The following is a 14,819-nucleotide window of genomic DNA, read 5'->3' on the forward strand; positions in this document are numbered from 1 at the left end:
ATTGAATGTGGTACTAGAATAGCCCGCTATTATTAGCCATCCAGTTTGTCTTAAAACAGCCTGCGGGCTGTTACGAAACGATTCTGCCATTTACCATCAAGCGTGTCAAAATGAACGCCACGTTCTTTGGAGAATGTATGCAACAATTTGTTGTTCCCTGCATAGATCGCCACATGGCCGATCTCCAGGTCGCGTGCGCTGAAGAACAGCAGGTCGCCTTTACGTAGCTCGTTTAGCCCGACCTTCTGGCCTTCTTTAGCCTGATCGTAAGAGACACGGGGGAGGTCGATGGAGAGCGTATGTCGGAACACTTCCCCCACAAAAGAAGAACAATCAAAGGTCGATGTCTGGCCGCTTGCTGCGCCGAATTCATAAGGAGTACCAAGGAATTTCTCTCCGTAGGCGATGAGTTCATCTCCCTGCCGTTCCACCAGGGATGAGCTGGTATAATCGCTGTATTTGGGTTTAGCCGATATGTATCCGGTCAGGTTGTCTTTAGTGCGCACTTCCAGCCAGAGGGCATTGACCTCACGGATGACATGAACCTTTTCGTCGGCTGGAATAAGCCGCAGGGAAGGGGAAGCTCCCGACGAATCCGGTTTGCTGCGCAGGTTGACTCCCGAAAGAACCGTTGTAAAAAAATCGTTACTGGAGACAATCCGAATCGCTCGGGTCAGGGCATCCCACTTCACTGTGCTCCCAAGTGCCTCGCTCACAAAACGTAGTGGAATCATTGTGTTGCCCTCAACAATTTGTCCAGGAACATTCAGGGACAGCGTTTTGCCGTTTAAGGTGGCAGCAAGTTCCCCCATACGGTAGGTCAGCACCGTGTCATTTTTGGTAGCTGTTACGGTTTTGCTGGATGCGTTCCAGGAAAGCTCGGCTCCTTGTGCCTCAAACAACTGGCGCATCGGGACGAGCGCTGTTCCTTCTAGCAGCAGCGGCTGGGCAGCAAGCTGAAGTGGGCGGTCATCTACATAAACGGTCGTCACCGGAGTCAGCGGTACCGACTTCGCATAAGACGGGTTTGCTTGGAGTAGCGATACTGCCAGCAGAGCCAGCAATACTCCCTTGTTGATTGTCATGCTGTCATCACCTCGTTGTTAATGTGTTCATCTAAGTTGTACGAGGCTTCCTCCGATTAGTTGTGTACCAAATATTGGACTGATTCGAAAAACGTAAACAAACAAAAATAAAACCAATAAATATCTGTGTTTAATTGTTGACATCAAAATAAAATAAAGATAACATTATACATGTGAAATATTTCACTTTTGAGAAATACCCTTATATTTAGCGAGGCAACAAGAAGTGAATCCTTTAGGAGGCCGATTTTATATGAGCGCACATGTATTTTTTGTACCATCTATCAATCTGATGGGAACAGGCTGTTTGCAAGAAGTTGGGCCGTATATAAAAGAACTGAATTTAAACAAAGCTCTAGTCGTGACGGATAAATTTTTGATGAAGAGTGGTATTGCAGGCAAGGTTACATCTTTGCTGGATGATATTGGATTGAACTATGCGGTATACGATGAAGTGAAACCAAATCCGACCTGTAAAAATGTACATGATGGTGTTCAGTTTCTGCAAGAAAATGAATGTGACTTTTTAATTTCGATTGGCGGAGGATCACCACAGGATACGGCTAAGGGAATCGGCATTATTGCCACCAATGGGGGACATATAACCGAGTATGAGGGCGTTCATAAATCCAAGCATAAATCGCTTCCTATTGTCGCCATTAATACCACAGCAGGAACATCTGCTGAAATCACGATCAATTATGTCATTACGGACGAAGAGCGCAAGGTCAAGATGGTTATGGTTGATAAGAATAGTGTAGCTACGATTTCAGTTAATGATCCTGAACTGATGGTAGACAAACCGGCCGCGTTAACGGCAGCTACAGGACTAGATGCTTTGACCCATGCCATTGAAGCTTTGGTTACTCCAGGTTCCTATCCTGTAACGGATGCGACTGCCTTGGCAGCAGTAGAAATTGTTTTTAATCATTTGGCTCGTACAGTGAGAGACGGTCATGATATAGAAGCACGTGAGCAAATGGTATACGCTATTTTCCTGGGAGGACTTGCATTTAATAATGCCGGATTGGGTTACGTTCATGCGATGGCGCATCAGCTTGGCGGCGTTTACGATTTGCCTCATGGTGTTTGTAATGCCATGCTGCTGCCAATCGTGGAGGAGGAGAATGCCAAGCATGTACCGGAGAAGTTTCGTGCCATCGCTAAAGCCATCGGTTTTGAAGATAAGGGGAAAACGGATAAGGAATGCGCAGACTATGTAATCCAAAGAATCAAAGACCTGTCGAAGGAAGTAGGGATTCCTTCCAAACTTTCTGAACTAGGTGTAAATGAAGTGGATTTGGATCTGCTTGCCGAGAACTCAATGAAGGATGCTTGCGCTCCGGGCAATCCGTTTATACCTAGCAAAGAACAAGTTATCGAGATGTTTAAGAAAATTCTTTAAATAAAAGAGGCAATTATTTTACTAAATACTATAAGGGCTGTCCCAGGAACTGATCGAAGTATACTGGGAACGGCCCTTTTTATTCGCATTTTCTACTAAGAGATTTGTGAGACTAGAGATAAGACAACCCCATTGAAGATTAAAGGCACAGCTCTCTCGGCTAAATCTGTAGGAGACTCTTTTTTTCCTTCCACATTCCAGCGAAAGGTTACACCATAAATGGACCAGCTTAAAATGGTCGCGGCAAGTTCTAACGTTCTTTGGTCTGTATTATTGGCTTCTCTTGTTATGAGTTGAAGTATGAATTGCTGTAATTGATTCTTAATATGTTCTTCCAGGATCGGTGCCACTGAATTATATTTATGAACGCATTGGTTACTTGAGTCGTGATAGTCACATAACGAAAGAATAAGTTTCTGAATGATCTCCTCCGACAAACGTGCCTCAGCATCAATCCTCTTGATAACATACTCCAAAAATGCATCTGACAAAAGGGTTTCAAGCAGTGCATATTTATCTTGAAAATGTGCATAGAACGTGGCGCGGTTAATGGTGGCTTTTTGGGTAATGTCATTGATCGTAATCGTGTAGAAGTCTTTCTTATTTAATTGGTCAACGAATGCGTCGAGAATTAATCTACGTGTTCGAATGACGCGAGGATCGTTTGGGTTGGGTGAAGTTACACCAGGCATCCTAAAGACACTCCTTTCAGGTAAATCAAATGATTCCCCCATTATAAACATGTGTTGTTTTGTCAACAAGTGAATTTAGATATACAACAATTTCATAACCCTTTTGGTTAAGCAACAGAATGAACATTTTGTCGGTTGAATGATAAATTAAACATTGCTAACATTTCACTTGCACCCCGTTTGATGATGCACGAGCCTTATATATAATCCTTTAAAAGAATAAAAGAAAATGAGGAGGTACAATCCTTGAGTAATCAACCGCAAAATGTTCATTCAACAGAAGCTTTATTTCAACCTTATACCATTCATAATCTAACCCTACAGACTCGTATTGTAATGCCGTCAATGGGCCGCGCTTTTTCACCAAATGGTGTGCCAGGACCGGATGTAGCCGCTTATTATCGCCGTCGCGCAGAGAATGATGTAGGTCTTATTATTACTGAAGGCGCAGTGATTGACCATCCGGCTGGAACAAGTGAGCCGAGGATACCTAATTTTTATGGGGAAGCGGCTTTAAACGGTTGGGCTGAAGTGGTCAGACAGGTTCATGAAGCTGGTAGTAAAATTTTCCCACAGCTTTGGCATATGGGGATGGCTCGTCCTTTGGGATCTCAGCCGAATCCCGAAGCGCTATCGATTGGTCCATCGGGGCTGGATCTGGAAGGCAATAAAGTGACCGAGCCGATGACAGAAGAAGAAATTGTCAAGGTCATTCGCGCCTATGTCGATGCAGCTGCGAATGCAAAACGACTGGGTTTTGACGGCGTTGAAATTCACGGAGCACACGGCTATCTGGTTGATCAATTCTTTTGGGAGAGGACGAACCAACGTACGGATCGCTATGGTGGCGATATCATAAAACGTGCTCAATTCGCCATTGAGCTTGTGGAAGCTATTCGTGCTGAGGTTGGCCCTGACTACCCTATTGCCATGCGCCTATCCCAATGGAAAATGAATGATTACAACGCAAAGCCGTTCGATACACCGGATAAACTGGAGCAATTCCTGAATGTATTAGTAGAAGCGGGCGTGGACATCTTCCATTGCTCGACACGTCGCTTTTGGGTACCTGAATTTGAAGGCTCCGATTTGAGCTTTGCCGGATGGGTGAAGAAGCTGACTGGAAAAACTACGATTACGGTTGGCTCTGTAGGTCTGGATGAGGATTTTGTAAGTTATATCGAAGGGAAAGGGGCAGGACACCAAGATATTAATGAACTTCTGGAACGGCTCGACAACAATGAATTTGATCTGGTAGCTGTTGGGCGTGCGCTTCTGGGCGATCCTGCATGGGCTACGAAAATACGTGAAGGCCGAATTCATGATCTTCAAACCTTTACACCTGAGATACTTCAAACGCTCAACTAAAACATATCATACTTTGAACATCTCTTCATTTCATAAATAAATACTGTAAGCCAAAATACTCAAAGTCAGGTAAGGAACTTGGGTATTTTGGCTTTTTTATGCGTCTGCGATAGTAATCCACCATGAACCATTATAGATTAAGTCATATTTGCTTTTAGTTCAGACTGACACCAACACTTGATATATATAGATGTCTATGTAATAATGCTTGTATGTTAAAAAATAATGCAGCTGCACTGATAGGAACCATTAGAGACTCGATCAATAAATTGATTGTGTCTGAGCTCGAATCGAATGGAATTGAAGGGATTGTTCCTACTCATGGCGGAATCCTAATGTTCCTTTATCAAAACGACGGGCTTTCTATTAAGGAATTGACGCAAAAAATTTCTCGTCAGCAACCCACGGTCACTGTTTTGATCGACAAGCTAGTGAAGTTGGGATATGTCGAAAGAAAAAAAGAAAGGGAGGATAGCCGAGTTACCCTGATATTTCTGACCGATAAGGGAAGAGAGATAGAGCCTGTATTTGAGGTGATCTCCAATAGATTACAAGAAACCATCTATGGTGGTCTCAAAGATGAAGAAAAAGAACAACTGGAATATTTGCTGGAGCATGTCAAAAACAGATTATAAATTTTTTTAAGTAAATGTATAGATATCTATATTAATATCAAAATAACAATAAAACATCTGGAGGTTATTAAAATGAAACATCTTATTATCTATGCTCACTCAAACGCAGAAAGCTTCAATCACGCGATACTCGAAACGGTTGTAAATACCTTGAAAGAAAAAGGTGATGAAGTCGTTGTACGCGATCTTTATGCCCTTAATTTTCAACCTGTATTAAAACCTGAGGATACTGCCGCTATGAGAGCAGGGCAAACTCCGGCTGATATCAAAGTGGAGCAGGAATACATCTCACAAGCGGATACGATTACTTTTATTTCTCCCATTTGGTGGACAGGTCTTCCGGCTATCCTGAAAGGTTACGTTGATCGTGTATTTGCATACGGCTTTGCATATACGGCTGGTGCGGAAGGGATTAATAAGCTGCTTACAGGTAAAAAAGGTTTTATCGTGAATACACATGGTACTCCCAACGCAATCTACGATGAAATCGGTATGACCGCAGGATTGAAGATCACATCCGATACGAGAATTTTTGATTTCGTTGGAATTGAATCCGTCGGTCACTTGCTGCTTGGAAGTATCGGCTACCTTGATGAAGATGGCTATAAAGGGCTGCTGAAGCAAGTCCAAGACACGGTTAAAACGGTGCTGTAAAGTTAGTCCATTTTCTCTTAGAAACGTAAGACAGTCTTTAAATGATGAGGTCAACCCGTATTTAGTGGTTGGCCTTTTCCTGTAAATGTTAATACTTCTCTAATATAGTCCAAACAACAATCTCATTTGGAGCTGCTCAAATCCCCCTTTTCCTTGAAATTCTATGATATAACACATTTCCAGAACCACATACAATAAAACACTCCTTGTTGTCTCCTCTGGGTGTCTCACAGTCCACTGTATAAAACCTCCTGTTACTGGACATTCAAGGGGGATAAAGTATAAAAATTCACAAATATTTCATTGTTATTATCGTGGGCAATTCATTATAGTACATAGTATTAATAGTTAACTGTATGTATTATGTGTGTTGCGGAGGTTCACTATGAAAGATTATGAACTAAGGGACGAATTGAGAGAATCCGTTAACCGGATTTATGACATGGAATTATTCAGTAGCCTGACGGAGCTTGTTCAGGGGGAAAACCATGTGCTTCAATATTTAGTTCAGCACCGGGATGATGAAATTAATCCTTCCTTGCTCAGCGATGATCTGCATGTATCCAGATCAAGAATTACGGCAGCGCTTACGGGATTAAGGAAAAAAGGCTATGTGACTATGGAAATGTCTGAGCATGACAGACGACGAATGTGTGTAAGGCTCACAGTAAATGGTGAATCCTTGATCAGACAGAAGCAAGAGAGAATTGAAGGTTATTTTGAAGCGCTTGTAGTAGGTTTGGGTGAGAAGAATGTGAAGGAATTTATACGGTTAATTGAGCTTTCTTTGAGTATTATGAACGCGCGTTCTATTGAAAAATAACATAATGTGAGGGTGTACCGGGTGAGATATAAAATAATAGCAGATAGCTGCTGTGATTTAACGAGAGAGCTTAGAGAAGAGATGCAGATTACTACGATCCCGTTAAATATGACGCTGGGAGATAAATGCTTCGTAGATGATGACACATTGGACTTACCTCAGTTTATGGAAGAAATGAAAGCCTGTACAACCAAAATTGGATCCGCATCACCGTCACCTATGCTATATAAGGAAGCCTTTCAAGGTGCGCATACTTCTTTTGCCATTACATTATCCAGCAACCTGTCCAGTTCGTATTCCAGTGCATTGGTAGGAAAAGATATGGCGGAAGAAGAGGGGGCGGATGTTCATGTATTTGATTCGAAAAGCGCTTCGGCTGGACAGCTCTTGTTAGCTCTAAAACTGCGCAAGTTGATTGACGAGGGATATCATAAAAGCGAAATTATTTCATCCTTGGAGAGCTTTATCAGCAAGATGAAAACCTACTTTGTTTTAGAAAATCTAGATAATCTGGTTAAGAACGGGCGGATGAATAAAATCACTGGGAAGATACTTTCACTCTTGCATATCAGGCCTATTTTAGGCTCGGATGGTGACGGTAATATCGCATTTTTTACTCAAGCACGCGGCCAGAATCAAATTATCGAAAAGTTGGCAGATACTATTGAAAAAAGTGGCCGGGCTACCGAAGGAGAGAGCATTGTCATTACTCACTGCAATAATCCTGGGCTGGCGGAAAAATTAATGAATGCGCTGAAGAAACGCTATCAATTTAAAGATATTCATATTGTGTCCACCAGAGGGATTAGTTCAATGTATGCCAATGACAAAGGGATCATTATGGCTTTTTAAAATATTCAGGGTTTATCCTCGCTGTATGGATAAACCCTTTTTTAGTACACTGAGGCTTTGCGGGAGTTCAAGCCTATCTCAATTTTCTAATGAGGACAGAAGCGTTTATGCTGGCTTGAGTTCCTCCGGCTTGTGTTTGCAGGGTAACAGCAGTAGTAGAGCTATGGTTTCGCAGAGTAAGGATGTCACCGCATGCCAGAGCAAGGATGGCTTGCCCTGTGTTCTGTTGTGTCCCGGCTCCTGAACCGTATACAGTTCCCACAGCCAGTGCGCCATTAATAAAGATGGCGAATTGGTTAGGTTCCACACCGGACACCGAAAAGTGAACTTCATATTTTCCAGTATCGGATACAGCAATCTGTGTAGTTCCTGGAACATGAGCAATTCCAGGTGTAAGTATACCGTTCGTATCCCAAATGACATCCCCTTCAATCGGAACAATTTGGGGTTTCACATTGTAAATATAACCGAACTGCGCTAAATCACCTATGGTTCCAGAATCCCCTTCAGGCCCTAAAGCACCATGATTAATATTCACACTTACAAGTTGCTTTTTGACGATGATGTCTTTCCCAAACCCTTTCCGTTTCGAGCGGCTTTTTCTCTTTGGGGGTTTCTCCTCAAACTTTTTTTCTAACTTATCAAACCAGGCACGGACAAAAACATTTTTTTTACGGCCTTTTTTTCGTTTTAATTCAGGATGACCCAATACAAACACCTCCATATGGTTTGTTGTATACTACTCCATTCATCTAGAGGAGGCATGGATATCTGTCCTGTGATTCATAGGAAACGATCTATTTTGACTAAAAACAGGCTACTGTACAAGGTACATTCGTCTAGTATGTAAAAAAAGCACCTTTGAATGTGCACTTGGATGACAACCAAGGAACAGACAAAGGCACCAGTAGAGGTATATATCATGATGAGGCGGTTTGAAGCCGCTTTTTGCGCACATATAGGGCGTACAAGATGCCCCCAAGCAGGCACAGGATACATGTGAAGCCTGCCAGCAACCACGCCGATGAGACTGCTCCACCACGATCCATGCTATTTCCGAGCCATAAAGGCAGCAGAGCTCCCCCAACTCCACCTGCGCCTATAAGCAGGCTGGTGGTAGATTCTTCGGTGCCTGGCATCATTTTACTGGCAAAAACAAGTGCGATGGAAAAAATGCCCGACATGCCCAGCCCCAGCAGTGCGATAAGTACAAAGGCGCCGGCAGTGCCTTTGATCAGCGGGAACACGCATAGCAGCACGGTCGCCGCAAGCGAGCTTAGGGCTACAAAGACACCATAGCCGTACCGATCAGCAATACTTCCTGCGAACAACCGTCCGGTAGCCATTGCTAGCCAGAAGCAGGTGACACTGAGTGCTGCCTCCGCTTGAGTGAGGCCCAGCCGTTCGATGAACATGGAGGGCAGGAAATTGGCCAAGCTCATCTCTGTTCCTACATAGATAAAGAAAAAAACGATAAATAGTGTAAGTAGCTTCCAATTGCCAATAGGGCTACCCTCAGAGACTTTCTCCGTGGGTGACTTCAGAGAATTAGTCGAACGCTTAAGGCTGTTATCTCGGTGTTCCTGTGGGTCCAATACAGCGTCCAGCATGCCGAAGGACCCGCGCAGCCAAGCTATAATGGTCACGGCTGCAAACATGGAAATGATGGGAAAGGCCAATCGCCACCAACCAAGAGCGATGAGTTGGCTGGCGATAGCGGGCATAGCCAAAGCGCCGATCCCAAAAAAGACTTCCAGACGGCTCATCGCCGCGCCCGTTCCTTGAGTAATGCCGCTGATAATAATAGTGCCAATGAGTGTTTCTACCATGCCGAAGCCAAACCCCGCTGCTGCCCCGACGGCATATAGCCAACCCCAAGGCGGCAGCAATGAGTATAGCACTTCAGCCGCGCACAGCAAGAGCAGGGCGAATACCAGACTTCGGCGTTTGCCGAAACTCCGGGCAAGCCACGGTGACAGCAGGACTCCAACCAGAAAACCGGAAAATTGAGCGAAGATTAGACTACCGCCATCCGTATAGTTTCTACCGTAATGCTCTAACAACACAGGCAGTAGGGAGCCTACAACCACGTGTGCCAGGCCGATTAAAAAATAAGACAAGCTGCCGATCCATAGCAGTCGTTTCATGATGAACTCCTTTGATACCTAGATTATACTCATGCAGCAAAGTGAACTGTATGTGTCAAATCTGAGTGATTATGATAGCTCCAGTACTTGAAAGCCGTAACCTTCAATAGAAATATCTCCTTCCAGGTATTTACCGCTGATTAGCTCATTCCCTTTCTGATCATCCAGATGATATTGCTGCGTCTGGGCGTTATGATTCAGAATGAACAGATATGATTTTCCATCTTTGGTCCGTACAGTGGTTTCTACACCCGCAGGAGCGCGCAGCAGAGATGGAATCCCTTTTTGCTCACAAATGTAGCCCAGCAGGCCATCAAGGAAAGTCTCTTCAGGATCTGAAGCAACGTACCATGCCTCGCCTTGACCGAAACGATTGCGTGTCAGCACTGGCATGCCCTGATAGAAATCATCGCCGTATTCCGCCAGCACCTCGGCACCTTCGCTATGCAACAGGTCGCAGAGCAGACCACATTGATATTCACCTTGTAATACGCCCACCTTTTCTTTTAATACAATGCGATTGTATGATTCCGGCAGAAGCGCGTCAATTTCCTCCACCCAGATCCCGAGCAAGTTACGCAGTTTACCAGGATATCCTCCGGTTGTGACCAAATCGTTTTCATTTACAATGCCACTGAAAAAGGTCGTTACGAAGGTGCCTCCATGCTCTGTGAATTGTTCCAGCTTCTCGGCGGTACCTGGCTTGACCATATAGAGTACAGGCGCGATAATGAGATCATATTTCTGGAAATTTGCATCAACGGAAATCAGGTCTATCTGTACGTTACGCCGGAAGAGGGTCGCATAATACTTATGCACCTGATCCACATATTTCAAGGCGACAGAAGGACCGCTTGATTTTTCCAATGCCCACCAATTATCCCAATCAAACAAAATGGCTACTTTGGCATTGACGGTCGCGTCAAGTAGCGTGTTGCCTAATGCGCCAAGCTCACTGCCAAGCTGTGCCACCTCGCGAAATACACGTGTGTTCTCATGCCCGGCATGCTCAATAACAGCCCCGTGGAATTTCTCACATGCGCCGATTGAGCGGCGAAGCTGGAAGAACATGACCGTGTCCGCGCCATGCGCGACTGCCTGATAACTCCATAACCGCATAACGCCGGGCCGTTTAAGCGAATTATACGCCTGCCAGTTCTGCTGGCTCGGTGTTTGCTCCATCAGCATAAAGGGTTGCCCATCCTTCAAGCCGCGCATCAGATCGTGTGCCATCGCGGTATAGCTTGGCGGGGTATTAGCCGCAGGATAACTATCCCAAGATACAATATCCATGTGCTTAGCCCATTTAAAATAGTCCAGTTGTTTGAAAAATCCCATCAGATTGGTCGTTATCACGGCATGGGGAATATGTTTTTTAATCGCGTTGTATTCCAGCAGATAGCAATCCAGCATACTGTCTGAATTAAAACGTGCATAATCGAGGGATATGCCCTGAAAGGAGGAGTGATTTTCTCCCCAATGCTCGCTCAAATTATTTGGTGGCACGATTTCATCCCAATCATAGAAGGTATGACCCCAGAAGGAAGTATTCCACACCCGGTTTAGCTCTTCCAGTGATCCGTATTTTTGCTTGAGCCACACCCGGAATGCGGCCGCACAGTTATCACAATAGCAATCCCCACCGTACTCATTGGACACGTGCCACACGAGGATCGCGGGATGGTTTTTGTATCGTTCTGCAAGTTGGCCAGCCATCTGCTCCGCAAATTTTCGATACGTAGGACTGTTCGGACAAGAATTGTGGCGACCACCGAACTTCCGCTTCCGTCCGTCAGCGTCCACCCGGAGAACGTCGGGGTAGCGAGTAGCCATCCAAGCAGGATGCGCTGCCGTGCTAGTAGCTAGACAAACGAAGATATCGCTTTCATAAAGACTGTCAATCAATTGATCCAGCCATTCAAAATGATATGTGATTTCGTCGGATTGAATTTTGGCCCATGAGAATACGTTGACCGTGGCGATATCAATCCCTGCCTGCCTGAACATCCGTAAATCTTCCTGATGCGTGGCCTCATCCCATTGTTCAGGATTATAATCTCCACCGTAAAATACTTTAGGTAGTTTACTGCTTATCATGCCAATCACCTCTGTATATAAGAATAATTCTATCTTATAATACAAATAACTGCTTTTAAATATAATAAAATGAACGTGTATATAACAATATGGATCTACATGAGAAATACATACCCGCATACGCCGGAGGTGCTTTTTATGATTTTAACTCCCCATCATTTGCGATTTTTCCTGACTACGCGTGAGCACTCTTTACCCCTTTTTATTGAAAGTATCGGATTTAACAGCAGGCAGGAGGATGTGTCCCGTCCAGAGGGCTATCCGTGCTTTCACTGGATTCAGACGGTGTCTGGTGAAGGGATGTTTACATTTAAAGGGGGGACCTTTCGTCTGGGGGAGCAGTCTGGAGTTCTGCTGCTACCTGGGGAATCCCATGCATACAGACGGGCGACCAAGGTATGGCGAACGTTATACATTACATTTGACGGCCCCATCGCCGCTGCTGTACTGACTGCACTGGGGTTGAAGCATACGCGTGGGTATCATTGGGACCCGGATAGCGAGCTGCACAGTTTTGGGGAAACGATGCTTCATTCCATGGTTAGTGAACGTGATTTGTCTGGATTAGATGCTTCGGCCAATATGTATCGTTTTCTGACTCTGCTGCGTAAACATGGACAACATAGCTCGATGCCTTCCCTATCCCATAATGTGGAACGATTAACCCCTGTACTGGCCTTTATGGAGCAAAATTATGCCAGTCCAGATGTGGGCCTAGGTGATATGGCAGTTATGATGAATGTCAGCTCCCGTCATTTAAATACATTATTTAAGCAAGCGTTTGGTGTGACTTCGTATGCTTATCTGATTGTGATTCGGCTGCGGAAGGCCAAGGAAATGATGGCGGAATATCCGCAATTAACAGTAAAGGAGATTTCGGAGCGAGTGGGCTTCCGAGATACCAGTCATTTTGTGGCAACTTTTCGCCGAGCTGAAGGAATTACCCCGGAAAGGTTCAAATTACTGTATACATAAAGGTATTTTATCGAAATGCTCTTTCTTACTCGGGAATGCTCTTTTTAGGGAGCATTCCTTATTGTTTTTTTCAGGAAGAGGGAGTATAAAATAATAGTTCATTTGTTTCATCAATCTGATGTGCAGGTGACATAATAAACATAAGATCCATAATTCTTTTGCAAAACCCTCATCCAAAGAAGGAGTCAACGAAATGCTGAGCAAAGTCAAAAGATTATTAATCGGTCGTCCGCGAAAGTCGACGGCCCTTGAAGATGAGAAGCTGAATAAGCTCAAGGCACTGGCCATTCTGTCCTCAGATGCCTTATCCTCTGTAGCTTATGGAACGGAGCAAATTCTGCTGGTTTTAATTACAGCCGGCTTTGCTGCCCTATGGTATTCCATTCCTATATCCATTGCGGTATTGGGTTTGCTGATCATTCTGATCCTGTCTTATAGACAGACCATTTTTTCCTATCCTGGTGGCGGAGGAGCGTACATTGTTGCACAGGACAATTTGGGAAAGAGTCCGAGTCTGATTGCAGGCGGTTCTTTGCTGGTCGATTATATTCTGACGGTAGCAGTTAGCTCATCAGCAGGTACAGATGCCATTACATCGGCGTTCCCATCGTTACATGATCATCGGATCGCCATTGCTCTAATTATGATCATCTTTTTGACGATTATGAACTTGCGCGGAGTAACAGAATCTGCCTCAGTGCTGGCTGTACCGATTTACTTATTTGTTGTTGCCATATTTGTTTTGATTATTAGCGGTATCATTCATTACGTGGCAGGGGGAGCTCATGCTGCAGCACCGCAATTTGGAGCTACGGTATCCAACGTCAGCCTGTTCCTGTTACTGAAGGCGTTCAGCTCGGGTTGCTCGGCGTTAACTGGGGTAGAAGCTGTCTCGAATGCCATTCCGAACTTCCGCAAGCCAGCTGCCAAAAATGCAGCAACTACACTAATGATGATGGGTTTGATTCTCGGGTGTATGTTTATCGGAATCAGTTTGCTGGCTTATTGGTACGGTGTTCGTCCTAATCCGCATGAAACGGTCATTTCGCAAATTGCGAACGCCACTTTCGGGCGCGGTGTGATGTATTACATCATTCAGGGCGTGACGGCGCTCATCTTGTTTTTGGCGGCGAATACAGCCTATTCGGCCTTTCCATTGCTTGCTTTTATGCTCGCGAAGGACAAATACATGCCGCACATGTTCATGGTTCGTGGAGATCGGCTCGGATACTCTAATGGTATTTTGTTTCTGAGTATCTTCTCGGCATTGCTGGTCATCGTATTTGGCGGCAACACAGAAAATCTGATCCCGCTTTATGCGGTAGGGGTATTTATCCCGTTTACCCTTTCACAGCTTGGTATGATGATTCGCTGGATCAAGCTCAAACCGCCAGGCTGGATCGTCAAACTTGCTATTAATACGGTTGGGATGCTGACCACGCTGTCGATTACGCTCATCTTTATCTTCACCAAGTTTAGCCAGGTGTGGGTAGTCTTTATCTTCCTGCCTTTGGTTCTGTATTTCTTTATGAAGATCAACAGGCATTACAAAAATACGGCTGAACAACTGCGCATTGATATTACCAAGGATAAACCTATGGTGAAAGGCAATACGATTATTATTCCGGTGGCAGGCATTACGCGAGTCGTCATGAATACGATCAGCTATGCCAAAACCTTGTCGGACAATGTGGTTGCCGTATATGTGGGTGTGGATGATGATGCAATTCGCAAAATGGAACAGAAATGGGAAGAGTGGGATGTCGGTATACGTTTGGTCGTACTGAAATCCCGTTATCGCAGCATTATTAATCCGCTTCGCAAGTTCATCGATACAGTAGAGTGGAAAAAAGCAGACGAGGACCATATCACTGTTCTCATTCCACAATTCATCACCAAGCACTGGTGGGAAAATATTCTACACAATCAGACCAGCTTACTGATGAGAGCTTATTTAATTAATTATAAAGACGTGATCGTAACGACCGTACCTTTTCATTTAAACAAATGACAAAATGAACATCTTTTGGCCGTATTTCTTTGCGGTCGGAAGGTGTTTTTTTTGCATAACGAGGATATTTACTTT

Annotated in this window: 13 protein-coding genes; 8 read left to right on the forward strand and 5 right to left on the reverse strand. The window is 44.5% G+C overall.

All coding sequences use genetic code 11. From position 1 onward, the window contains the following. Positions 1 to 50 precede the first annotated feature (50 nt). Positions 51 to 1,085, reverse strand: coding sequence for a C40 family peptidase (locus MKY16_RS09640; protein WP_340955173.1), 1,035 nt, complete (start codon positions 1,083 to 1,085; stop codon positions 51 to 53). Between the two features lie 253 nt (positions 1,086 to 1,338). On the opposite strand from MKY16_RS09640, the gene MKY16_RS09645 reads away from it, so the two are divergent. Continuing rightward, complete coding sequence (locus MKY16_RS09645; RefSeq protein ID WP_340955175.1) at positions 1,339 to 2,490, forward strand: iron-containing alcohol dehydrogenase; 1,152 nt, start codon at positions 1,339 to 1,341, stop codon at positions 2,488 to 2,490. Between the two features lie 95 nt (positions 2,491 to 2,585). Here MKY16_RS09645 and MKY16_RS09650 read toward each other — a convergent pair whose 3' ends face one another. After that, entirely contained in the window at positions 2,586 to 3,182 is a 597-nt protein-coding gene (locus tag MKY16_RS09650; RefSeq protein ID WP_029514753.1) for a TetR/AcrR family transcriptional regulator C-terminal domain-containing protein, read from the reverse strand. Between the two features lie 246 nt (positions 3,183 to 3,428). Between MKY16_RS09650 and MKY16_RS09655 the strand changes: the two genes are divergently transcribed. The 5 genes from MKY16_RS09655 (at position 3,429) to MKY16_RS09675 (ending at position 7,514) form a co-directional block, all read left to right on the forward strand. Continuing rightward, the gene (locus tag MKY16_RS09655; protein ID WP_029514752.1) at positions 3,429 to 4,550 is read left to right on the forward strand and encodes an NADH:flavin oxidoreductase; all 1,122 of its coding nucleotides are present in this window, start codon (positions 3,429 to 3,431) and stop codon (positions 4,548 to 4,550) included. Positions 4,551 to 4,762: 212 nt separating this feature from the next. Continuing rightward, complete coding sequence (locus MKY16_RS09660; protein ID WP_029514751.1) at positions 4,763 to 5,185, forward strand: MarR family winged helix-turn-helix transcriptional regulator; 423 nt, start codon at positions 4,763 to 4,765, stop codon at positions 5,183 to 5,185. 72 nt (positions 5,186 to 5,257) lie between these two features. Beyond that, entirely contained in the window at positions 5,258 to 5,839 is a 582-nt protein-coding gene (locus MKY16_RS09665; RefSeq protein ID WP_340955177.1) for an NAD(P)H-dependent oxidoreductase, read from the forward strand. Between the two features lie 385 nt (positions 5,840 to 6,224). Further along, a complete protein-coding gene (locus MKY16_RS09670) occupies positions 6,225 to 6,662 on the forward strand; it encodes a MarR family winged helix-turn-helix transcriptional regulator (protein WP_029514750.1) in 438 nt (145 codons plus the stop codon). Positions 6,663 to 6,683: 21 nt separating this feature from the next. Beyond that, positions 6,684 to 7,514 (forward strand): DegV family protein, encoded by an 831-nt coding sequence (locus tag MKY16_RS09675; RefSeq protein ID WP_039274794.1) that lies wholly within the window; start codon positions 6,684 to 6,686, stop codon positions 7,512 to 7,514. Between the two features lie 73 nt (positions 7,515 to 7,587). Here the strand turns inward: MKY16_RS09675 and MKY16_RS09680 are convergent, their stop codons facing one another. The 3 genes from MKY16_RS09680 to MKY16_RS09690 all read right to left on the reverse strand — a co-directional run bounded on the left by MKY16_RS09680 (position 7,588) and on the right by MKY16_RS09690 (position 11,758). Next, the gene (locus MKY16_RS09680; protein WP_340955180.1) at positions 7,588 to 8,223 is read right to left on the reverse strand and encodes a hypothetical protein; all 636 of its coding nucleotides are present in this window, start codon (positions 8,221 to 8,223) and stop codon (positions 7,588 to 7,590) included. Between the two features lie 211 nt (positions 8,224 to 8,434). Next, positions 8,435 to 9,661 (reverse strand): MFS transporter, encoded by a 1,227-nt coding sequence (locus MKY16_RS09685; protein ID WP_340955182.1) that lies wholly within the window; start codon positions 9,659 to 9,661, stop codon positions 8,435 to 8,437. Positions 9,662 to 9,730: 69 nt separating this feature from the next. Continuing rightward, complete coding sequence (locus MKY16_RS09690) at positions 9,731 to 11,758, reverse strand: beta-galactosidase (RefSeq protein WP_029514746.1); 2,028 nt, start codon at positions 11,756 to 11,758, stop codon at positions 9,731 to 9,733. A 138-nt stretch (positions 11,759 to 11,896) separates the two neighbouring features. On the opposite strand from MKY16_RS09690, the gene MKY16_RS09695 reads away from it, so the two are divergent. Continuing rightward, complete coding sequence (locus tag MKY16_RS09695; protein ID WP_029514745.1) at positions 11,897 to 12,733, forward strand: AraC family transcriptional regulator; 837 nt, start codon at positions 11,897 to 11,899, stop codon at positions 12,731 to 12,733. Between the two features lie 193 nt (positions 12,734 to 12,926). After that, positions 12,927 to 14,744, forward strand: a complete 1,818-nt coding sequence (locus MKY16_RS09700) for an APC family permease (protein WP_029514744.1) — start codon at positions 12,927 to 12,929, stop codon at positions 14,742 to 14,744. Positions 14,745 to 14,819 lie beyond the last annotated feature (75 nt).

Source organism: Paenibacillus sp. FSL L8-0641 (assembly GCF_038006265.1).
Classification (GTDB): domain Bacteria; phylum Bacillota; class Bacilli; order Paenibacillales; family Paenibacillaceae; genus Paenibacillus; species Paenibacillus polymyxa_D.